The 21407-nt window shown below is 69.5% G+C and carries 15 protein-coding genes and 1 pseudogene; 5 read left to right on the top strand and 11 right to left on the bottom strand.

Annotation, left to right across the window (positions count from 1 at the left end):
• Positions 1 to 120 precede the first annotated feature (120 nt).
• The 4 genes from E4J16_RS15515 to purD all read right to left on the bottom strand — a co-directional run bounded on the left by E4J16_RS15515 (position 121) and on the right by purD (position 4376).
• A complete protein-coding gene (locus E4J16_RS15515; protein ID WP_240038211.1) occupies positions 121 to 984 on the bottom strand; it encodes a PsbA protein in 864 nt (287 codons plus the stop codon).
• Positions 981 to 1589 (bottom strand): hypothetical protein, encoded by a 609-nt coding sequence (locus E4J16_RS01375; protein WP_136313044.1) that lies wholly within the window; start codon positions 1587 to 1589, stop codon positions 981 to 983. Before E4J16_RS01375 ends, E4J16_RS15515 begins: the two co-directional genes overlap by 4 nt.
• Entirely contained in the window at positions 1586 to 2545 is a 960-nt protein-coding gene (locus tag E4J16_RS01370; RefSeq protein ID WP_136313043.1) for a phosphoribosylaminoimidazolesuccinocarboxamide synthase, read from the bottom strand. Before E4J16_RS01370 ends, E4J16_RS01375 begins: the two co-directional genes overlap by 4 nt.
• A 577-nt stretch (positions 2546 to 3122) precedes the next feature.
• Positions 3123 to 4376: a phosphoribosylamine--glycine ligase gene (gene purD / locus E4J16_RS01365; protein WP_136313042.1), complete on the bottom strand. Its 1254-nt coding sequence runs from the start codon at positions 4374 to 4376 to the stop codon at positions 3123 to 3125.
• A gap of 865 nt (positions 4377 to 5241) precedes the next feature.
• Between purD and E4J16_RS01360 the strand changes: the two genes are divergently transcribed.
• The 3 genes from E4J16_RS01360 to E4J16_RS01350 all read left to right on the top strand — a co-directional run bounded on the left by E4J16_RS01360 (position 5242) and on the right by E4J16_RS01350 (position 9877).
• Positions 5242 to 6579 carry a hypothetical protein gene (locus E4J16_RS01360; RefSeq protein WP_136313041.1) on the top strand — a complete coding sequence of 446 codons (1338 nt, stop codon included), beginning with the start codon at positions 5242 to 5244 and terminating at the stop codon, positions 6577 to 6579.
• Between the two features lie 162 nt (positions 6580 to 6741).
• The gene (locus E4J16_RS01355) at positions 6742 to 8304 is read left to right on the top strand and encodes a hypothetical protein (RefSeq protein WP_136313040.1); all 1563 of its coding nucleotides are present in this window, start codon (positions 6742 to 6744) and stop codon (positions 8302 to 8304) included.
• A gap of 91 nt (positions 8305 to 8395) precedes the next feature.
• Positions 8396 to 9877: a hypothetical protein gene (locus E4J16_RS01350; protein ID WP_136194195.1), complete on the top strand. Its 1482-nt coding sequence runs from the start codon at positions 8396 to 8398 to the stop codon at positions 9875 to 9877.
• A gap of 117 nt (positions 9878 to 9994) precedes the next feature.
• Here the strand turns inward: E4J16_RS01350 and E4J16_RS01345 are convergent, their stop codons facing one another.
• The 3 genes and pseudogenes from E4J16_RS01345 to E4J16_RS01335 all read right to left on the bottom strand — a co-directional run.
• The gene (locus E4J16_RS01345; RefSeq protein ID WP_136194194.1) at positions 9995 to 11110 is read right to left on the bottom strand and encodes an ABC transporter ATP-binding protein; all 1116 of its coding nucleotides are present in this window, start codon (positions 11108 to 11110) and stop codon (positions 9995 to 9997) included.
• 152 nt (positions 11111 to 11262) lie between these two features.
• Positions 11263 to 12843 carry an ABC transporter permease gene (locus E4J16_RS01340; RefSeq protein WP_240038210.1) on the bottom strand — a complete coding sequence of 527 codons (1581 nt, stop codon included), beginning with the start codon at positions 12841 to 12843 and terminating at the stop codon, positions 11263 to 11265.
• 313 nt (positions 12844 to 13156) lie between these two features.
• Positions 13157 to 14176: pseudogene (locus E4J16_RS01335) on the bottom strand (thiamine ABC transporter substrate-binding protein); the annotation flags it as partial.
• Between the two features lie 487 nt (positions 14177 to 14663).
• Here E4J16_RS01335 and E4J16_RS01330 point away from each other — a divergent pair.
• Positions 14664 to 14957, top strand: a complete 294-nt coding sequence (locus E4J16_RS01330) for a DUF4235 domain-containing protein (protein WP_136194191.1) — start codon at positions 14664 to 14666, stop codon at positions 14955 to 14957.
• Positions 14958 to 15007: 50 nt separating this feature from the next.
• Here the strand turns inward: E4J16_RS01330 and E4J16_RS01325 are convergent, their stop codons facing one another.
• On the bottom strand, positions 15008 to 16096 hold the full coding sequence (locus E4J16_RS01325; RefSeq protein WP_136313038.1) for a helix-turn-helix domain-containing protein: 1089 nt from the start codon (positions 16094 to 16096) through the stop codon (positions 15008 to 15010).
• 1086 nt (positions 16097 to 17182) lie between these two features.
• Here E4J16_RS01325 and E4J16_RS01320 point away from each other — a divergent pair.
• Positions 17183 to 17842 (top strand): Fic family protein, encoded by a 660-nt coding sequence (locus tag E4J16_RS01320; protein ID WP_136313037.1) that lies wholly within the window; start codon positions 17183 to 17185, stop codon positions 17840 to 17842.
• Positions 17843 to 18518: 676 nt separating this feature from the next.
• On the opposite strand, the gene E4J16_RS01315 is transcribed toward E4J16_RS01320, so the two are convergent.
• From E4J16_RS01315 to E4J16_RS01310, 3 genes are all read right to left on the bottom strand, one after another.
• The gene (locus tag E4J16_RS01315; protein WP_136313036.1) at positions 18519 to 19727 is read right to left on the bottom strand and encodes a hypothetical protein; all 1209 of its coding nucleotides are present in this window, start codon (positions 19725 to 19727) and stop codon (positions 18519 to 18521) included.
• Between the two features lie 730 nt (positions 19728 to 20457).
• Complete coding sequence (locus E4J16_RS15900) at positions 20458 to 20589, bottom strand: hypothetical protein (protein ID WP_275669571.1); 132 nt, start codon at positions 20587 to 20589, stop codon at positions 20458 to 20460.
• Between the two features lie 210 nt (positions 20590 to 20799).
• On the bottom strand, positions 20800 to 21372 hold the full coding sequence (locus tag E4J16_RS01310; protein ID WP_136313035.1) for a hypothetical protein: 573 nt from the start codon (positions 21370 to 21372) through the stop codon (positions 20800 to 20802).
• Between the last annotated feature and the right edge of the window lie 35 nt (positions 21373 to 21407).

The raw sequence follows: 21407 nt of genomic DNA, 5'->3' as shown, positions 1-21407 counted from the left end.
ATATCGACCGACCTCGGCACGTAAGATCTACCGACCTCGGCACGTAAGATCTACCGACCTCGGCACGTAAGATCTACCGACCTCGGCACGTAAGATCTACCGATCTCGCGCATCTTGCGGTCAGATCGTGCCGAGCCAGTCGCCGGCCAGGCGGACAGCCGTGATACCGCCGAGCGCCAGGAACACCGTCCCCAGCAGCCACTCGCTACCCAGCACCAGCGCGAGAATCGCGCACACAACCGCGGCGGCGAGCATGAAACCGCCGACCGCTCCCGCCACACCAGCCGGCGCGTGCACGGACTGATCCATGGTGGAGGTACCCATAACCGGCTTGGGGCCGGAGTCCACGCGCACCCCGGAGCCGCCCACGCCGGCACCGCGCTGACCCGGCGGCAGCGCGCGCCCGCCCAGACCCGCACCGGCCAGCAGGTGTTGCGGGTCGGCGGCATCGACGGTGCCCGCCGTCAGACCGGCTGCCGCATCAAGAATGGTGGGCTCCCACCGCTCGGCCTCATGGCGCACGGCGGAACCGCCGGCCCACGCCAAGTAGCCGGCGGCGGAGACCAGCCCGGCGCCGCCGAGCACGACGACGAGCCACGGCGGCAGCCACGGATGCCCGGCCTCGGCATTCGTGGCCAGGTGCATGGCGGACCAGGTGGCCAGCGCCAGGCCGCCCAATGCGAACAGGATGCCGACCAGCCGTTGGCGGCGTACCGCCTCCGGCCAGGGCGTGCGACCGGGCGTTCCGGTGGCGGCGGGCTCGGGGCCGCGCCCCACACCCCAATCGGTTCCGGAATCACCCCGGCGTGCGCGCGGCGGATCATCCACCGGCGCCCCCCAATCCACATCGGGCTCGGCAACATCCTCGGCCTGCGCACGCGCACGGCCGCGGTCGGCGGCGTAAGCGGCGGCACGCTCCCCGGTACCCCAGTCGACGGGACCGCGCTCGTCCTCCCGGCGGCGGTCGCGCAGCGGCGGCGTCACGCGATCACCTGCCCGAGGATCGAGGCGAGCCCAAGCGCGAGCAGCAGGAAGCCGAGCGTGCCCGCCAGCAGCTGGAACACACGAATCAGCGTCTCGCCGGTGGTGGTGCCGGCCAGCAGCTCGTCGGCCTTGCGCCCCGCGGAAGTGGTGGCCAGTGCGGTGGTAAGCGGTCCGGTGACGACGTCGAGCGTGGTCAGCTCCCGCCGCCCCCCGGAGTCGGGGATGATCAGGTCGGTGCCAGGAACCGTGAGCGGTGCGGCATCCTCACGGCGGCCCCGGTACCCCGGATCGGCGCCTCGCCGCGCCGTCGGCCCGCGTCGAGCCAGCCGTGCCCGGTTGCGCTCCAGGCGCAGCCGGGGGGCGTTGACGACGACGCTTCGTGCCGGCACCCGCAGCAGCAGCAACAGCCCGGCGCCGACGATCACCAGGGCAACGCCGCCGAGGATGGCGGACAGCCCCCGGGCACCGAAGGCGCCGGAGACGGCGGCGGCGAGCGCCAGCAGCAGCACCGCGACCACAACCACCGCCGCCGCGAAGAAGCCGGGGCCGGGCTGGAAGCTCCGGGTCGTGCCGGGGGCGGGGCCGGAGGGCATCGGCGTGCTCATGCGCTCAGGTCCAGCGGGCCGCCGGTCAGCCGCTCGTAGGCCTCCAGGTACCGCTGCCGGGTGCGCTGCACGACGTCGTCGGGCAGGGCCGGGGGCGCCGCAGCCGAGCCGCGGTCCCAGCCGGATGCGGGTGAGGTGAGCCAGTCGCGCACGTACTGCTTGTCGAAGGAGGGGGTGGGGCGGCCGGGCGTCCAGGCGTCGGCGGGCCAGAAGCGGGAGGAGTCGGGGGTGAGGACCTCGTCGCCCAGGGTCAGGGCGCCGGTGGCGGGGTCCTGGCCGAATTCGAACTTGGTGTCGGCCAGGATGATGCCGCGCGCGCGGGCGACGTCGGCGGCGCGGGTGTACAGGGCGAGGGTGGTGTCGCGCAGCGCCTCGGCAGCGGCGGGACCCACCATCTCCGCCACTCGCTCGAAGGAGACGTTCTCGTCGTGCGCGCCGAGTTCGGCCTTGGCGGCAGGGGTGAAGATCGGCTCCGGCAGGCGGGAGGCCTCGGTGAGGCCGTCCGGCAGAGGCAGGCCGCATACGGTGCCGTCGGAGCGGTACTCGGCCAGGCCGGAGCCGGTGAGGTAGCCGCGGGCGACGCATTCGACCGGGTACATCTGCAGGCGCCGGCAGATCATGGCGCGACCGGCGACCGCGGCCGGCACGTCCAGGCTGACCACGTGGCCGGGGACGATGTCGGCGAGCTGTTCGAACCACCACACGGACAGGGCGGTGAGGACCTTGCCCTTGTCCGGAACCGGGGTGGACAGGATGTGGTCGTAGGCGCTGATGCGGTCGGAGGCGACCAGCAACAGCACGTCCTGCCCGGCCAAGGGGCCGACCTCGGCGGGGGCGTAGACGTCGCGCACCTTGCCGGAGGAGACGTGCTTCCAGCCGGGCAGGGCGGGGGCCGACGGCGGCGCGCCCGCACCGGGCTCGGCGGCGGGGCTCTCAGGGGTGCTGGTCTCGCTCATGGGCTCATCCTGCCACCGCGGGCGGTGACGGGCGAGGCGCGGAGCGCAAGCCATCACCTGTGACCGTGTCACGCACGCGCACTAGGTACATACGCGTGCATTGTCGCCAGACACACGAGATTCGGAGTTATACACGCGCTAAACACCGGCAAAGCTCCAAGACTCGTGTGCGTAAGGGGTACTCATGCGTTCGGCGGATCTGGACGACACGCTACGAGACCCGCCCCTCCTGCCGCGCAACGTCGGCGGATGACGGTCCTGGCTGCGCCGCACCTGGCACAGAATGCACCACTTTCGCCGGTCAGCGCCGCCCAGGCTTCACAAGAACCGCGCAATTCCGCGACCATAGTCAGTCACGGGCATCAGACAGACGGGTAAAGTGGTGCAATCCATGACACCCGCACGCCGCGGGTGCCCCTCCCTCGGGTGCGTCATCCGGCCCCGCTGCACACGCGACACCGCCACTGCGCACATGATGCCGGGGAGTGCACACACGCTCCCCCCGCGCAGGTCCGACACGCAGACGCGCCGCTGACCGCCGCAGCGACTGGACGTGCAGGCGGAAGAACCGATCGGCTCAGCGCCCGGCGGCGATGTCGGTGCGGTACTGGACGCCGTCGAGGTGAATCCTGCCGACGGCCTCGTAGGCGCGGGCGCGAGCGTCGGCGACCGTCTCCCCCAGGGCGACCACGGACAGCACCCGCCCGCCGGAGGCGATCAGGTTGCCGTCGTCGTCGCGGGCGGTGCCGGCGTGCAGGACGTGCACGCCGTCGAGCGCCTCGGCGTCGGGGATGCCGGTGATCAGGCCGCCGGTGGTGACGGTGCCGGGGTAGCCGGGGGCGGCCAGGACGACGTCGACGGCGGCCTGCTCCGACCAGCGGGGGGCGGGGACCTCGGCGAGGCGTCCGGTGGCGGCGGCCAGCAGCAGCTCGGCCAGCGGGGAGTCGAGGCGGGCCAGGACGGCCTGGGTCTCGGGGTCGCCGAAGCGCACGTTGAACTCGACCACGCGCAGGCCCTTGTCGGTCAGGGCCAGGCCGCAGTAGAGCAGGCCGACGAAGGCGGTGCCGCGGCGGGCCATCTCATCCACTACCGGCTGCGCGACCTCGCGCAGCACCTGCTCGGTCAGGTCATCGGGTGCCCACGTCAGCGGCGTGTATGCGCCCATGCCGCCGGTGTTGGGGCCGACGTCGCCGTCGCCGAGCCGCTTGAAGTCCTGGGCGGGGGCGAGTGGGCGGACGGTGGCGCCGTCGCAGATGCAGAACAGGGAGACCTCCGGGCCGTTCAAGTAGTCCTCGACGACGACGGCCCCGTCCTCCTTGGCCAGGCAGGCACGCCCGTGGGCGAGGGCGGCCTCGAGGTCGGAGGTGACCACTACGCCCTTGCCGGCGGCCAGGCCGTCATCCTTGACGACGTAGGGCGCGCCGTAGTTGCGCAGGGCGGTGTCCAGTTCGGCCTCGGTGGTGCAGGTGACGGAGTCGGCGGTGGGCACGCCGGCCGAGGCCATGACCCGCTTGGCGAAGGACTTCGATCCCTCCAGCTGGGCGGCCTCGGCGCCGGGCCCGAAGACGGGGATGCCGGCGTCGCGGACGGCGTCGGCGACCCCGGCGACCAGTGGCGCCTCCGGGCCGACGACGACCAGGTCGGCGGCCATCTGGGTGGCCAGGTCGACGACTTCCTCCGGGGAGGTGGGGTCGATCTTGATGTTGGTGGCGATGTCGGCCGTACCGGGGTTGCCGGGGGCGACGACGAGTTCGGTGGTGGCGGGGTCGGAAGCGAGGGCGCGGGCCAGGGCGTGCTCGCGCGCGCCGGACCCCAGCAGCAGGATCTTCACGCCCCCAGCCTAGCCGCCGCGCGCCGATCCGTCCCGCCACCCCCGCCGAGATCGGTAGATCTTACGTACCGAGGTCGGTAGATCTTACGTACCGAGGTCGGTAGATCTTACGTACCGAGGTCGGTAGATCTTACGTACCGCGGTCGGTAGATCTTACGTACCGAGGTCGGTAGATCTTACGTACCGAGGTCGGTAGATCTTACGTACCGAGGTCGGCCTGCATTACCGTCGTCGACCGCCGCCCCACTCGATGCGCCAGCTCGTTTCTTAGAAGTGGCCCTCAGGCTCTCAGCATCCTCCACCCTGTCGCCGCAACCCTGCTCGCCGCGGGCGACGGAAATACCGCGGCTCTTCCGCTTTGCTGTGGGGGTCTGGTGCTCCAGAGGACGTCGGGAAGTGGGCGCTGATCGCAGCGGCCTGGCCGCCCCCGCGCAGGCGGCTGCGGTGGTTGTTGCGGGCAGCGCGGCGGCGCGGCGGCGGCTGGCCGCATCAACTCGGTTCACTCCGGTTAGGCGTCTGGTGAAGGGCTACGGCCCCTTCAGCACAGGTCGAAGGGTCGTGGCAGACACCGAAATGGCGCGCCCGACGGCGTCTCGGGCGACCACTCCCCTCCAGCGCCCCTTCTCCTGCCGCGGCCGCCGAAGCGGAGCACCCCTACGCCCGCGGGCCGAAAACCACCCCACCGCGCCCGCAAACACGAAGAGCCGGATGACGCCGTCCACACCCGCCAGACCTGAGGCGGTACTCATATGATTCCAGCGTTTTCATCCACGACGTGGCCGGGCACGCGGTCCATCATGTCTAGTAACAGCCCGGTCAACCCCGCCACCGCGCCCATGAGCGCATGCAACACCGGAGGAGAAAGATGGACGACCCTGCCGCTGTACTGGAGGAACGAGCCGCTGCCCTGCTCGATGTTGATGTCAGCCAGGAAGACGTGCACCGGTTCCTCCTGGACACTGCCGACCTCCTGGGCTCACCGCCACGGGAGATGGTGGGGCCGGGCCTAAGGTTCCGCTGGTTCCTTGATGATCGCGTCGTGCAGGTCGGTGCTGGTAAGGGGATCGGTACCGACTACAGCATTAAGGTGCAGTCCTTCAGCACGGAGGTGGTCGACGACATCGAGTACCGGTGGTTCAAGTACGGCGTCCTGGACTACTCCCTTCCCTACCTGTGGTCGGTCGGGGTCGCTCAGGAACCCAGCGATCGTCTGGTGGAGATGTGGGATCCCGGTTCGGCTACTGCGGTCGCGACCTGGGCGGGAGTGGAGGACACCCTAGACCCCGTAATGGATGACTGGCCCCTGGACGTGGCGCTCACTCCGCCGGAATGGCGCAGGTACTTCGCCTACCTGTGGGAGATGCCCGAGGCCTCCCCCTGGAGCAAAGTCCGCATGGCGGCGAACCCCGAGGGAATCGAGATCGTCGCCACGAGTCGTGACGGTCAGGCCGAGCCTGCCCGGTTGTTGGTCCCGCCGACTGTGCTCCGCCATCATCGTCTGACAGTCGCCGACATCCTGGCGGGGCTGGCGGGAGGCGGGCTGGCCGCGGACATCCGACTTCTCGACGTCGAGGGATTCGATCTGCGCACCGGGGACCAATTCATCATGACACCAGGTCGCTACAGCACCCTCGGAGCGGAGATCCCGATCCCCGAGCCGGGGTGGGATGACGTAGAGGACACGCCGCGCACGGGCATCAGTCTGGAAAAGCTGCGTGCCCTTGTGGAGGAGGGGCCCGCCCGTCCCAATCGTCCTGGGCCGCGCGTTCGGGAGGTTCGTCCCATGCAACCGGGCCTGACGATTCCCCAAGTCCTGGACCTGGTAGCCGAGTTGCTGCGTGGGGAACCTGCGATTGAGGTCCTTACGAAGATGGGGGCCACTGCCGGGGAGCACTATGGCCGACCCGCCCTGATCGGTGAGGGGTGGTACGCGGAGGAGCACCTCGGCACGTGGACCGTGAATGTCCTGCCCTATCCACCACGGGGCGTCACCCACGAGACGCGGGAGGTGCTTGGACTGGGCTGGTGGCTGGCCCAGGCCCTCGAAGGGCGATACGGCAGGCCGTTCGGGCAGGAACTGTCTACCTGGGGACATCTCATGCGTCTCTTCCGAGTCGGCCGGACCGGCGTGGAAGTCAGTGTCGGAAGCGAAGTCGAGGTCAATATCGGCGAATTCGAGGGCCTGACCCGCTACGCGGGATGATCCCCACCCGACGGCGCTCCTCCGCGCCGGTCGGCAGCTGTCACGCTCCACGGCACCGCCATGTCGACCGACCTCGGCACGTAACAACTACCGACCTCAGCACGTAACAACTACCGACCTCAGCACGTAACAACTACCGACCTCAGCACAGGAAGGACCCCCATGAGCGACGGCGGCTACGGCATCAGCCCCGCGAGCGCCCCCACTGCGAACGCTTCCACCGCACCCTCCGCCCCGCCCCCGGACCTCGGCGAGATCGGCACCTGGACCACCGCCGCCGGCCACGACTGGCTGGTACTCGCCGACCCGGACCCCGAGCAGCTGCTGCTGGCCGCCTACTTCGACTACGGCCTGGTCGACGAGCCGCCCGCCCGCCTGGACGCCGCCGCCCGCCTGTGCGGCGCGCTGCGCGCCGAGTTGCAGCGCCCGATCGAGGTCGGCGTCGGACAGGTCTCAGTGCCCGAGGTCGCCGTCGAGCTGGAGCCGACCATGCTGGGACTGCGCATCCGCGGCCGCCGCGCCGCCGTGCTCGGCGCCTGGACGCGCCTGGGCGAGCTCTTCGACCACCCCGACCTGCCCGCCGACGCGCCACTGCTACCCCGCCAGCTCAACGCCTGGGACCGGGACCTGGCCACCCACGTCGGCGTGACCGCCATGAACCTGGCCGACATGCCCATCCACGGCCCCGACGGCGAGGCCGGCCGGCAGCTGTCGCGCGAACTGCTCGCCCACCTGGATCCGCGCCGCGGCGAGGTCCGGCACGTATTCATCACCAACGATCCCACCCTGGTCGGCACCGGCTGGACGGCCGACCCGCCCGCCGCGCCGCCTCCCTCCCGTCCGCCCATCTACCTCGACCGGCGCCCGGCCCTGGTGCTGTGCCCGCCCGACGACGGCGTAGTGCTCTCCGCCACCGCCACCCCGGGCGCCGACGCCTACGTGGCCGGGTTCGTCATGCAGTCCCTGATCGCCGGCCTGCTGGACCGGATGGGGATGCAGGCCCGCCTCGGCTACGGGTACATCCCCCTGCGCGACGCCTTCTACTGCTGCTTCGCGCTCAACACCAACGACGGCCGCCTGAGCGGGCAGGAGGTGATGGCGGTGCACGACGCCGTCGTCGCCCGCCCCCAGCCCGTGCCCGACCCGCTCATCGAGCGGGCGCTGGCGGCCTACGGCCCCTCCGAGGCGGTCGACGACGCCCTGCGGCTACGCACCAGCGGTCGGCCTGGCAGCGTGCAGCCCACCGCCGACGGCGTGCGCCGGGCTCTCGCGGAGATGCGCGCCTCGGTGCACCTGCCGCTGCGCGATCAGACCGAGCCGCTGGCGGAGCAGGCCGGCTACCTGCTCTGGAAGCACATTGATGAGCCCGGGGGCGAGGTCACCCTCCTCCACGACGGGCCGCAGCATCGGCGCGACGCCGGCCACCCAGACGCCGTCAAGCTCACCGCCCACCAGATTCAGACGCACCAGTTCAAGTGGGAGCTGCGGGGCCTGCCCCGACGCTGGCATCCCGACCATCCCGCCGGCTTCCGGTGGGTGGACTCCACCCGGCTGGTGATGGCCTGCTACGACCCCGCCGACCAGTACCTGGAGCTGATCGACGACCGGCTGCGTACCGTCAACCTGTACTGGGACGAGGTCGCCGCCCACCCGGCCCTGCGCGCCGAACTGGAACGCCGCGGCATCTGGGGCCTGCCACGCGGTACCTTCGGACGCATCCAATGACCGCGCCCGCCGGGCGCCGTCGGGGCCGCCCGCCCCACCGCCCCTGGCCACAACCAACACCCAAGCACACAGTCAGGCTGGTGAACACACCATGAGCGACGTCGTAGAGCCCAAGCACGAGTGGGAGTCCTTCGCGGGACACGACTGGATGGTGCACACCGGAAGTATTGAGCCGGGGCAGGCGGCACTGGGTCTGGACCTGGACTACGGCGCCGTCGACGAGGCTCCCGCCGCGCTCGACACCCTGGCGCGCCTGTGTGGTGCACTCCAGGCCGAGCTGCAGCGGCCGGTGGAGGTCGGCGTCGGCGACGTCTCCGTGCCTGAGGCGGAGGCGAGCTTCACCGCCACCAGGCTCACCATCGCCGTCTGGGGGCGCCGCGAGGCCGTGCTGCGCGCCTGGGCGCACCTCGGCGAGCTGCTCGCCGACCCGCTGCAGCTGAGCACGGATGCCAAGCCCGTGCCCCGCCCCGGCGTCGCCTGGGACCGCGACCTGGCCACCTACGTCGGCACGAACACCCAGACCCTCGGCAACCTGCGCGTGCACGCGCCCGACGGCGAGGCCGCCTGGGAGTCCGTGCGCGCCCTGCTGGCGCATCTGGACCCGCGCCGCGGCGAGGTCCGGCACGTGTTCGAGACCAACGACCCCTACCTGGTGGGGGTGGGGTGGACCGCCCAGCCCGCCTACGGCACCGCCCCGGCGCGCCCGCCCCTGTATGTCGACCGCCGTCCCGCGCTGCTGCCCTGCAACGACGACGGGCGCATCCTGCTCAGCGCCGTCGGGGCCCCGGGTGCGAACACGCTGGTGGCGATGCGGGCATTGGCCCGCCAGACGATTCGAACCCTGCGGGAGTTCAACGTCTATGACGACCTCGGCGTGAACGTCGTGGAGCTGCGGGACGTCTTCTATTGCTGTATTCACCTGGACCAGCAGGTACCGACCTCAATGCTGCTGCGCCGCATCATTGAGCAGTTGATCCACAACCAGCTGCCACTGCCCGACGGCGTCGTAGATGCCGCACTAGCGGAGTTCGGGGCGGAGGAAGTGCGGGATCTCGACCGGCATCTGCACCTGACCGGCCGCAGCGCCGAGCTGCACCCGACCTCCGCCGGGGTGCGCCGCGCCTATGACCAGCTGTGCGCCTCGGTGCACATTCCCCTGAACGGCGAGACCGAGGCCCTGGCGGACCGCTACGGATACCTCGTCTGGGCCCTGCCGGAGGAGCCCACCCGGCTGGAGGTGTCGCTCCCCCGGGACCCGGCGGGTCCCCGGGACATCTCCCGTCCCGAGAGCGTGTGCGTCGGCGAGCACACGCTGTCCGCCCTGTGGCACGAGCGCCGTCGCGGCGACGACGGCACCTGGCAACTGACCGGCAACACCTCCGTGCGCTGGGCCGACCTGTCCCGCCTGCAACTGACCGGCTACGACGCCGACAGCCAGGTGCTGATGCTCGTGGATGACCGGATGCGGCGCGTGTTACTGCCGTGGGATGAGGTCGCCGCCCGCCCGGCACTGCGGGCCGAGATCGAGCGCTTCGGCATCTGGCGGGCCCCACGCGCCCAGCTGGGTGACTGACCGAACTCCACTCCCCGCCGAGATCGGTAGATCTTACGTGCCGAGGTCGGTAGATCTTACATACCGAGGTCGGTAGATCTTACGTACCGAGGTCGGTAGTTATGACGGGGCTCATGCTCAGACCCGCACCACCGCGGTACGGCGCGGGTCAAGCTGCACCGTCACCTCCTGCCCCGCCCGCACCGGCTCCGCATCACCGTCGGACGACGCCGCCGACGCCGTCTGCCCGGCGAGTCCGACCTCGACGACGCGCCGCCCGCCGCGCATGCGCACCGCAGCCACCCGTGCTCGCACGCTGAGTTCGCAGCCGACCGTCCCCGTGGAGGCGGCCCCGCCGCCCGGAGCCCCGCCGTCGTCCCCATTCCCGGCGTCAGCTCCTACAACCGTCAGTGCCCCGGGCGCCAGTGCCAGATACTCCCCCGGCCGCCCCTTCAGGAGAGCGGACCAGCCCAGGCGGGCGGCGGCGTCGGCGTCGAGCACCGGCCCGAAGCCGAGGAACCGGGCGACCCGCGCGCTGCCGGGGGCGGCCCACAGCCGCTCCGGGGAGTCCACCCGCAGCAGCCGGCCGGCTTCCATGACGCCGACCCGGTCGGCGACCGTCATGGCCTCGTCCTGGTCGTGAGTGACATACAGCGCGGTGGTGCCCTGCGCCTTCAGAATGCCGCGCAGGTCGGCGGCGAGCTGCTCGCGCAGGGCGCGGTCCAGGGCGGACAGCGGCTCGTCCAGCAGCAGTAGCCGCGGGCGCGGCGCGAGCGCCCGGGCGAGCACGACCCGTTGCGCCTGCCCGCCCGACAGCGTGTTCACCGCCCGGGCTCCGTAGCCAGGCAGGCCGACGACGTCGAGCACCTCCTCCACCCGGCGCGCCCGCTCGGCGCGCGGGCGGCCGGCCAGTCCGTAGCCGATGTTGCCGGCGACGTCGCGGAAGGGGAACAGCTGCCCGTCCTGGAACATGAGCCCGAAGCCGCGCCGGTGCACTGGCACGGGGACGACGTCGTCGCCGTCCCAGGTGATGGTGCCGGCGGTGATGTCCTCCAGGCCGGCGACGGCACGCAGCAGGGAGGACTTGCCGGAGCCGGACGCCCCGAGCAGGGCGAGGATCTGTCCGCGGGGGACGTCGAGGTCGACGCCGTCGACGGCGGTCAGGGGTGCCGCGCCGCGGGCGACCGGGTAGACGATGCTCAGGCCGCGCACACGCAGGCCCGAGGCGGCGGGCACGGGTTCGGTGTCATTCATGCTGGTCTCCTGGGCGGCGGGCGGCGGGCGGCGGGCGGCGGGCGGCGGGTGAGCATGTTTTGCGTCAGTTCCCATGACCATATCGACCGACCTCAGTACGTAAGATCTACCGACCTCAGTACGTAAGATCTACCGACCTCAGTACGTAAGATCTACCGATCTCGGCGAGGGGGGCGGGTCTGGAGGCGCTCGCAGGCGAGCATGAGGGAGGCGGCGCCGACCGCCAGCACTACTCCGGCGGCCAGCCCCATGCCCTGATTCTGCGCGCCCGGGGCGCCGACCAGCCGGTAGACGACCACCGGCAGGGTGGGTCCCTGCGGACGGGCCAGGAACGACGTCGCCCCGAACTCCCCCAGGCTGGTGGCCAGGGCGAATCCCGCTGCCAGTCCGGCGGCGCGCAGCAGGTGCGGCCCGTCCACGTCGGCCAGCACCCGGCCCGGGCCGGCGCCGAGCGTGGCCGCGACCTCCCGCTGGCGCGGGTCGATCGCCCGCAAGCCCGGCAGCAGGGTGCGCACCACCAGGGGCACGGCGACCACCGCCTGCGCCAGCGGCAGAATCCACCAGCTGCGAGTCAGCCCCATCGGGGTCAGGGTGATCAGGAAGCCGAAGCCCACCGTCACCGCGGACACCCCCAGCGGCAGCATGAAGGCGGCGTCGAACAGCGCGACGCCGCGAGCCAGCAGCCGCGAGCGCGGGTTGCGGGACAGCACCAGACATACGGCCACCCCCACCGCCAGGGCGATCACCGTGGCGGCCGCGGCCACCCGCAGGGAGTTGCCGGCCGCCTCCCAGACCGACACCAGCAGGGCGTTGTCGCCGCCGCGGGTGGACAGGTCGGCGTAGTTGGCGAGCGTCCACTGCCCGGCCCGGCGCAGCGAGCGGATCACCAGCACCGCCATGGGCGCCACCAGGAGACCGCAGATGGTCAGGGCAGTCACGGCCAGGGCCGGGGCGTCGGCGGCGCGCAGCGGCGTAGCGGGCACATCGGTGCGCAGCGCCAGATGGGCCTGGCGGGCGCGGCGGGCCCGCTCCCCCACCCACAGGGCGGCGGCAATCACCACCAGCTGCACCACCGACAGCACGGCCGCGGCCCGCAGGTCCAGGTAGCGGGCGGTGAGCTGATAGATCTCGGTCTCGATGGTGCCCGCACCGGTGCCGCCCAGCACCAGCACCACCCCGTAGGCGGTGGCGCACAGCAGGAAGACGGTCGCGGCGGCGGAGGCGACGGCAGGCAGCAGGCTCGGCAGGGTGACGGTGCGCCACGCCCGCCACGCCGACGCGCCCAGGGTGCGGGCCGCCTCCACAGCGCGCGGGTCGAGCCGGCACCACATGGTGCCGACGTTGCGCACCACGTACCCGTAGTTGAAGAACACCAGCGCGGCGATCACGGCGGTGCGGGTGCCGTCCAGGTGCAGCCCGCCGAGCGGCCCGCCGGTGGTCACCAGGGCGTGGAAGGCGGTGCCGACGACGACGCCGGGCAGCACGAAGGGCACGGTGACCACGCCGCGCAGCAGGCCCCGGCCGGGGAAGCGGCGCCGGTAGAGCACCAGCGCCCCCGGGATGCCGAGCACCACGCAGATGACGGTGGCGGCGGTGGCCTGGATGAGGGTCTGGCCGATGATCCGCCAGGTGCGCGGCCGGGTCAGCACCTCGCCGAAGCCCCCCAGGTCGAGGACGCCGTCGGGGGCCAGGCCGCGGGCCAGCAGGGTGAGTACGGGCCAGGCGAAGAACACGCCGAGGAAGGCCAGCGGGGCGGCGACGGCGAGCGTCCAGCCGATCTGCTCCCCCGCCGTCGCCCGCGGTCCCCGGGCTCCGCGCAGCCCAGCCGCGCTCCCGTCTCCTCTCGCCGAGATCGGGTAGAAATAACCGCCGAGATCGGTCGAAGTTGCGCACCGTTGTCACTGGCCGACGGCCTGGGCCCAGGTGGTCAGCCACTCCTGCTGGTGGGCGGCGATGTCCGCCGGGGCGACGACGATCGGGGTCCTGGGTGGTGGTGCCGAATTTCGCCAACTCATCCGAAAGCTCGGCGTCGGGGTCGACGGGGTACATGTACATGGCGTCCGGAATGGCCTCCTGCACCTGGCGCGAGAGCATCCAGACCACGAAGGCGGCGGCGCCGTCGGGGTTGGCGGCCCCGGCCAGCACACCCGCGTACTCGACCTGGCGGGTGGCGGTGGCGGGCAGGGCGGCGGTGGTGGTGGCGGTGCCGTCGTCGGTGAGGGTGGCGGCGGGCGAGGAGGCGTAGGAGACGACGATCGGGTAGGCGCCGTCCCCGCCGCCGGCGGTGAAGTCGGTGTAGTAGGCGTCCGACCAGCCCTCGTCGATCTTGGTGCCGTTGGCCACCAGGTCCTTCCAGTACTGGGCGAAGCCGTCCTGGCCGAAGTGGCCGATGGTGGCCAGTAGGAAGGCCATGCCGGTGGAGGAGGTGGTGGGGTTGATGGCGACGAACATGTCCTTGTAGACCGGGTCGGTCAGGTCCTCGAAGACGGTGGGTATCTCCAGGCCGTGGTCGTCCAGCCAGGCGGTGTCGACGTTGACGCACACCTCCCCGAAGTCGATGGGCACGAGCGCCGGGGTGTCGTCCACGATGTAGGGGGCCAGGTAGTCCGCGGCGCCGTCGGGCAGGTTCAGGGCGGTGGTGGTGTCGATGACGCCCTCGGCAAGGATGCGGGAGGCCATGGTGTTGTTGAGGCCGAATACGGCGTCGCCGAGCGGGGCGTCCTTGGTGAGGATCAGCTTGTTGGCGACCTCGCCGCCGTCGCCGGAGCGGGCGATCTCCAGGGTGTAGCCGGTGTCGTCCTTGAAGGCGGTGATGAGCTCGTCGGGCAGGTCGAAGGAGTCGTAGGTGACGACGGTGACAGTGTCGCCGCCCGCCGCCGTGCCGCCCGCGCCGCCGTTCCCGGAGCCGCAGGCCGCGAGCGCCAGGCCGACGGCGGTGGCGGCGCCCCCGGCGAGCAGGGCGCGGCGGCTGGGGCGGATGGTGGCCAGCGACCGGGTGCTGCGCGCCGAGGCGGCACGCGCGGCGCCGCCCGTGGCGGGGTACCTGGTGGGCTCGTTGATGGTCATGATGGTCCTCCTGGATGGGCTCTCCGGAGGGCCCGGGCGCAGCCGGTGCGCCCGGGGAGATTCTCGACTTCCTTCGCCGGTGCTAACCGGGGCAGGTTCGAGGGTCTGCGGCTGCCCGCACTCTCAGCGCCGTGGTCGTGGGCGGGACGGAGCCCGCCGACGACGGGGCGCTCCCCTGTCGTTGTGGGTCCAGCCTAGCGCGGCGGCGGTGCTCGCCCACCGCCCCGCACCGGCCCGGGCGGCACCGGGTGTGCCTGCCCGCGTGGCGCTCATGCGGGCGGCGCGGCGGTGCCCGCGTCCCGTTGCGCCGCCGGCGGGCGGCTGTGAAAACGCTGCCGACTGCCCGCGTGATGCACTGGTCCGGGTGCGTCCACGCACGGCCCGCCCGGTGCATGTGACAGGATCGGGGCGGTGTCGGCGCCCGGCAGCAGCGCCGTCGTCGCCGCCAGGTGTTCAGTCATCAAGCAGATCTCAGGGAGTTGTCACCATGAAGAACAGTCTCGGTTGGACGGTTGCCTCCGCGCTGTCGCTCCTGGTCTCCGGCGCCGTTGCCGAGAAGGCCGTCGCCGCGGGGTGGAAGGCCGTCACCGGCAAGCCGGCGCCACAGGACGAGGATCAGGTGCTCAGCTACCGGCTCGGAGAAGTGGTCGCGTTTGCGGTGATCTCCGGCGCCGTCATGACGCTGACCCGGCAGCTGACGCTGCGGCAGGCAGCCAAGATCCACGCCCGCCGCGGCGGGGTGGTGCCCGGCGCTGACGGGGCGACGGCGCTGGAGGCCTGAAGCCTGACGCGGGCGCGCCGGACCTGTAAACGCCCTCGGCGTCGGCGTTGTCAGTGACTGCGGCGCAGTGGGGTCACGGTGCTGTCGGCCGGACCGGACGCCGTCGTCGAACCGGACCCGTCGGAAGCGCCGTCCCAGTCAGGCACAAACGGATCCGGCAGCGGCTTGAACCAGTTATCGAAGTGCCCGGGCGCCTCCGCGGGCGGGACCAGGCCCATGGCGATCAGCGCGTGAGCGGGCTGGTCGGGGCCGGACAGGGCGTCCACCCAGCCCTCCCAACGATCTTCGGGGACGTTGGCGCCGCGCGAGTCGGCGATGACGCCGCCGAGGTTGAAGATGTCGTGGAGCACGAGGGCCTCGGCCATGGTGCGCACCAGCGGCTCACCGTCCGCAGGGCCGGCGTCGGTCAAACGCAGGGTCATGTCCCGGGCGGTGCCGCGCAACTGGAAGACGAACTCGTAGTCGTAGCGGGTCAGCCACAGCTGCGGCAGGGTGGAGCCGATGTGGGTCTCATCGAGTTCACCCAGGTGGGTGCCGCCCGGCAGTTCCGCCAGGCTCTCGAGGTTCTCGGTAATGGACATGTCATACAGGAATACCCCTAGGGCGAAGCAGCGGGCAGCGTCCTCACCGAGTGTGCGGGCCAACTGCTGGGAGTACACCTCGGACAGGACGGTGGGGATGTCGTCCCAGTCGGGGATGTGGAGTTCTGCGGCGGCCTGGGCGGCAAGCTCCTCGGCGTCGAGACCTTCGAAGGCGTCGTAGGATTCATCCGGGATGTCGAAGCCGGGACCACCGAAACCGGGGCCGCCGAAGCTGCCCGGGCCACCCATGCCCATTGGCATCGCGCTGCCCGGGCCCGCCGACGTGGCGCCGCCTTGCAGGATGGCGCGGAGGCCCGACAGATCCTCCCAGTGAGTCGGCGGCTCCCATTCGAGGGCCTCCCACACGCCCGCCTGCTTGTCGCCGCGCACCTGGGTGCGGCCGGCCTCGTAGTTGCGCCAGGTCTGCTCGGAGACGCCGGCGCGTGCGGCCATTGCCGACACGCTCAGCCCCAGTTCCTGGCGGCGCTCCCGCATCGCCTGGGCGATGTCTGGGTCGTCGGGCTCGTGATGGTCGTCGTGCTTGCGGCGTGGGCTCATCGATGCGCTCCCTGGGGTCCGGTGTTGGCTGCGTTGCTGAGTCTCTTGACACCAGCGGTCCGGTGTCGCGCCGACAAGCTGCCGAGCGGCACGGTCACGGTGCGCCCAGACGACCGCGCACCGCCAGTCTCACGCAGCGTATCGGCAACGGGCGAGCGAGGCCAGCGACGGGCCCGTCGGCCGCGGCGGGCACCAAGCACGTACCGACACCCGGCTGCCCGGAGAGCACCGGGCGGGAGACTCATTTCGGCCCCGTGAGCCGAAGTGGATCGGCGCGAGCACTCCTCACGCCAATCCCCGTCAGCGCAAACTCGTTGCAGACAGGTACAACGGCGTGATCCGAGGTCACGCGGGATACCGGACCGGGCCGACCGTCAGCCTGGTCCCGAGGACGTCATCGTCGGCGTGGGCAACGTGGACAACGAGCCAGATTGACCTTCGCGCCCCTGCCTTCCGCCAGGGGCGCGAAGAAGAACTCATCGGGAACCTTGAGATCGGGGCGTACCCCGAAGGTACGACGCTCTTCCGGAGCCACGGCCCTCAGCGTGGCGACGGGCCTGCCACGGCCCTCAGCGTGGCGACGGGCCTGCCACCCCGAGCCGCCGCACGCACGCCGCCGCACGCACACCGCCGCCTCCACCGGATACGCACCCCGCACCTGTCACAAAATGCACCACTTTCGGACCGCACTACTGCCAGGATCACACTGAAACCGCGGAAAACCGCTGACGCAGCCGACGCGACCGGCGGTCACAGCGCTGAAAGTGGTGCATCCAATGACACCCCCAACCCCACCAGCCACCACACCCGAGCACCAACACCACCCCAGCCACCTCACCCGCACCCCGACACTCCCTCCCACCCGCATCCCAGCCACCATGTTCATGGGAAGGCATCACACTGACCAAAGCCGAAGTACGCGACATCGTCGAGCGGCGAGCCAGCACTCCACCGTCGCGTGTGTAGCAGCGCCAGGAGATCCAGAACCTGGTGTCTTTGTTCAACGGCATCATTCAAGAGTGCCTGCCCGACAACGCACCACCGCTGTCGGCCACGCGACTAAGGCTCAACATGCTCGCCTGATAGTTGGTCAGCAGGAGAAGGAGGACGTTATTCCCGGCGCGTTCCGTACGCACGACGTGGGGGTCGGACAGTACCGCGCGCGCCAACGGAAGACTGCGACAATCTAGGCGATCGTCTATCCGAAGCGCTGACCAACGAGATCTCCCAGTTGGGCAACGCCCCGCCCTGCCGACGCCCATGGCCTTCATACTGGCCACGCTGACACACCTGCACCTTACTTGGATTCACCCCTTCGGCGACGGGAACGGACGCATTTCCCGTCTGCTGGAGTTTGAACTGCTCATACGTGCCGGAGTTCCAGTACCAGCCACCCACCTCCTGTCCGATCACTACAACAAGACCCGCGACATGTATTACTCCATCTTGGAGCAGACTGGCGTTCGCCCCGGTTACCCGGCAGAGGACTTTGTCCACTACAAAGCCCCGGGCCTTGTGGATGGTCTACGCGAGCAGATCGCACAAGTGCAGGAGATGCAGCTATCCATCATGTGGCAGTCCTACGTCCACGAGCGGTTCCATGATCAGCACACCCAAGCGCGAACCAGGATGAGAGACCGCGTGCTGGCCCTGCCCGCCGACCGTTGGACCCCAATCGGCAATGTGACAACCCTTAACCGGCTCTTCCGGTTTGAGGGTGTGTTGGGCTGGGGGTTTGTGTGTTGACGCGGCGGTTCGTACCTTTGCGTGAGGGTTCGTATGTTCTGGTCAACGATTCGTACCGTCTTGCGACGGTTCGTACGGTAGGGGTACGTAGCGTCGTCAGAAGTGCCGAATCGTTGGTGCCAAGTGCCGAACCGTCACGCCAAGTGCCGAATCGTTGGCGCCAAGTGCCGAATCGTCAGGCGAAGTGCCGAACCGTCATCCGGGGCGCGCGGGCGAACACGCCAGGCCCGCACTCCGAGCGCTCATGCCTGCGCCCGGGGGCCCGTCGAGCAGGGCACCAAGACCGCCGCCGTGCGTCGTCAATGGCGGCAGTCCCAGTCCAGCGCCCAGATGACCCCAACGGCCCCGACGAATCAGCGCAAGCCAGCACCACCCACCGACAACAACCTCACCAACCCGGCAACGACCACCCCCACCGCAGCCCCGACCCCAACCACCACACCCACAAACCGGAAGAGCCACTAAACCGAGGCCTCGCCGAGGCGTATCGGAGCAAGAGTTCGAAGACCGTTACGCGCGACATCAACGGCCTAGTCGAGATTGGGCTGGTCGAGAAACAGCGTGGCCGCGGCGTGCACCCCCGCGTCGAGGTCATGTCCGCATTCCTTCCTCCGCGACGTGACCCGTCAGCAGGCCAATGAGCTGATACACCCGTGGCAGTGCTTCCGACGCGTCGTCAGCGCCGCTTGTCAGTTCGCCGCGACCTCTCAGCGCCTTCAGCACGCAAGCGTTTTGACGGGCGCTTGCGCGACGCGGCACGGCGGAGCCCTCTGAGCCGCGCCTTCACAGCACTCTCACCCATCCCCATGGGTACAAGTCTTCTCTCCTGCGCGCGCAGCCACACCAGCTCGTCGCTGCGGCGCATCGCCCGACGCGCGCGAATCACGGTGACTGGATGCTTGGCCGCATCAACGCCACGCATGATCACCACTGACCAGACGAGCACAAGCAGCACGAATACAGCCAGTGCAGCAGGAATAGTCACCGGACTAGACATCACTATCCAATACACCATAAAACACATGACCGTCACCACTGCACAGAAACATCCCGCGAATCCAGAAACTATCACAAGAAAAACACCCTGAGCTCGACCCCAGCTCCAGGCGTAGGCGACAAAATATACACAAAAGGCGTCAAGCAAAGCCAACACAGAAAACAGCCCAAGAAACCGCGCTGGCGCGTACGGCAGGAATGTTCCCGCCAGCAGCGGACCAATAAGCAGCATCAACCCGAAAACAATCCAGCGACCAACGTGCGCCGCCTTGCCGCGCGCCCGCACCACGTTACGCGCTTCCACGTCTGACGCAACCTTGAGTCGAATCAAGCGGTAAGCCCGCTCATACTCCCACCGTATTGCGCGACGCCGACGTTCAACATCTTCTAGCACATACTCAACAACACGGCTATACAGCCAAATCGGAATAACAACCGATGCCGCCACAACAAACCATAGGGGCACAGCCGACTCTGACAGCACAAGTACAGGTCGACTCAGAACCGCCGTACGGCTTGGCGTCCACAGCAGGAGAACACCAAGAATTGGAACCCACAGACAGTACATCGCCGACCAGAACAGCAATGCCCCTCCGGGTGACCCAAAGACGCGACGAGCAACCGTCTCGTCAGAGTCACCACCCTGTCCAATTCGCGCACGAGCTCGAAAACCGAGCACCGCAACGCCGCCGCACTCGACGGTAAATATTCCTGATACCAGAGTCACCCCTGTCGACACCGACATGTCCAGGCCGTACGGGCACTGATTGAGCCCTTCCACTCCGGGACTTGCAGTGGCAGCAAGACACTGCCTGCCGGCTTCCCGTATGTCCATTATAATCGCGAGAAACACCTCCGGGGAATACTCGATACGATTCTCGATCAGCACACACAGCATCCATATACAAGTAGCCAGCAGGCCAGGCGCAACGAGCATAGGGAGGTTGCCGCCATGCTCCCAGAGTAGGCCTCGCTCGTAACGCTTGTCTCTTTTCTCCCTCGAGCCGCCCCGACCGTTCTCGCCCTTCTTCAGACTTCGGTCCGGCCCAAGGTCGGGAGGGGCGACCACGAAGTCATCTTTCTCCGCCGCGAATGCAGCCTTGAATCGGCTCGGGAAGCGGTGCAGGCCGTCGGCCTGTTCGCTACCCACGACATTCTTGGCACGATTCGTTGGCTCGCTCTTCTGCGGGGCAGGTTCCTGCTCGGGCTCCTTCGTATCGTTCCCGTCATCCAGGGACGCAGTGCCCCGCGGCTGCGAACCATCACCACGCACGTCTTCGCACTCACTCATGATCGCCTCGGTTCTCGCCGGCCGGTCAGGGTCTTGGGCGGGGCCGGCGGTTCCCGCCCACAGTCACAGTGCCACGGGGGTCCGACACGAACTACCGGCCTACGGGTTGAGGCAGGGACGAGGCTGGGCTAGACCGCCTGAGACTGCCCGGCGCGCGCATTCGACACTCATGCTCCGCCACCTCGCCCTTCCACCATCCTCGTGACCGACCGCCAACCAGTTACTCACGGGACCAAGCAGAGCAAGGCGCTCCGCCTCCCCACTCCCTTGGTTCTCGCGCTGGGACATGGTGCCGCGGTACGACCGCGGCGCCCGTCTGCCGGCCCGCTCAGCCGCTAGCCACCTGCTCGTTGACGTGCGGATCCAGGGTGCGTGTCTGGTCCCCGATGGCGCAGGCGAGCAGCGGCTCGTCCAGGCGCAGGCCGAGCTCGACGTTAGCCTCTTCCGCGCTACGCGACACATTCGCACTCGCGACGACCACGATCCGCGACTCTCGCGGGCAGTCCCAGATTGAGGCACCGAACCACTTTCGTCGGCACCTGAGATGAGTCCCGTCGCGGGGTTGACCTTCAGAGGAGGGGGGTGGCACACTAATGTCGCCGCCGCATCAAGGTGCGGACAGGAAGTTAACGCCGGTGCGCCTGTGACGTCATAGGGCCCGGCGTTCGCGCTACCTCCTGGGATGAATCGTCTCGATTCGCACGTGCGGTTCGAGCAGCGCCCATGCCGTAGTTTTACCCATGCAGGCATCGCCGTAAGCTCCCAGAACCTGATCCGGCACCCACAGCATGGGTTGTTGGGTCCCATACTCGTGCCGAAGTTTGAAGTCAGCGCTAACCATCCCGCTCTTACGGGCAACAGCGAAAACCGCTCGGTCTTTGTCATCTTGCTTCTGCTGCCGACGCTCCAGGACTAGTTCGTCTACGCCGTAGCCTCCCGACAAAATGGTCATCAGCGTCATAAGCGCCTGCTGACGCGCCGACTCTTCACGCACACCCTCAGCAAGGGGACGCGCCGCGACAATCAAGTGGCCTCCGCCGTGGGAACTGATTATGCGGCACGCCTCCTCCTGAACTCGAGGAATGGAATCTCGCCAGTGCAGTTTCCTTCCCCGCACGAGAGCCATCAGCTCGGAGGCAAGATCAGGGGCGGCATCATCACGAATATAAGCACCCAAGAGATATGTTGGCTCCCGCACGCCTCTTCTGCGGATGCTCTCATCGCCGTACGCCACCTTCACCATGGGCGAATAGTAGCCATGCCCTCAGACACTAACCG

Source organism: Actinomyces procaprae (assembly GCF_004798665.1).
Lineage (GTDB): Bacteria > Actinomycetota > Actinomycetes > Actinomycetales > Actinomycetaceae > Actinomyces > Actinomyces procaprae.
Note: the sequence above shows the minus strand (reverse complement) of the source record. Positions and strands in the feature narration are given on the sequence as shown.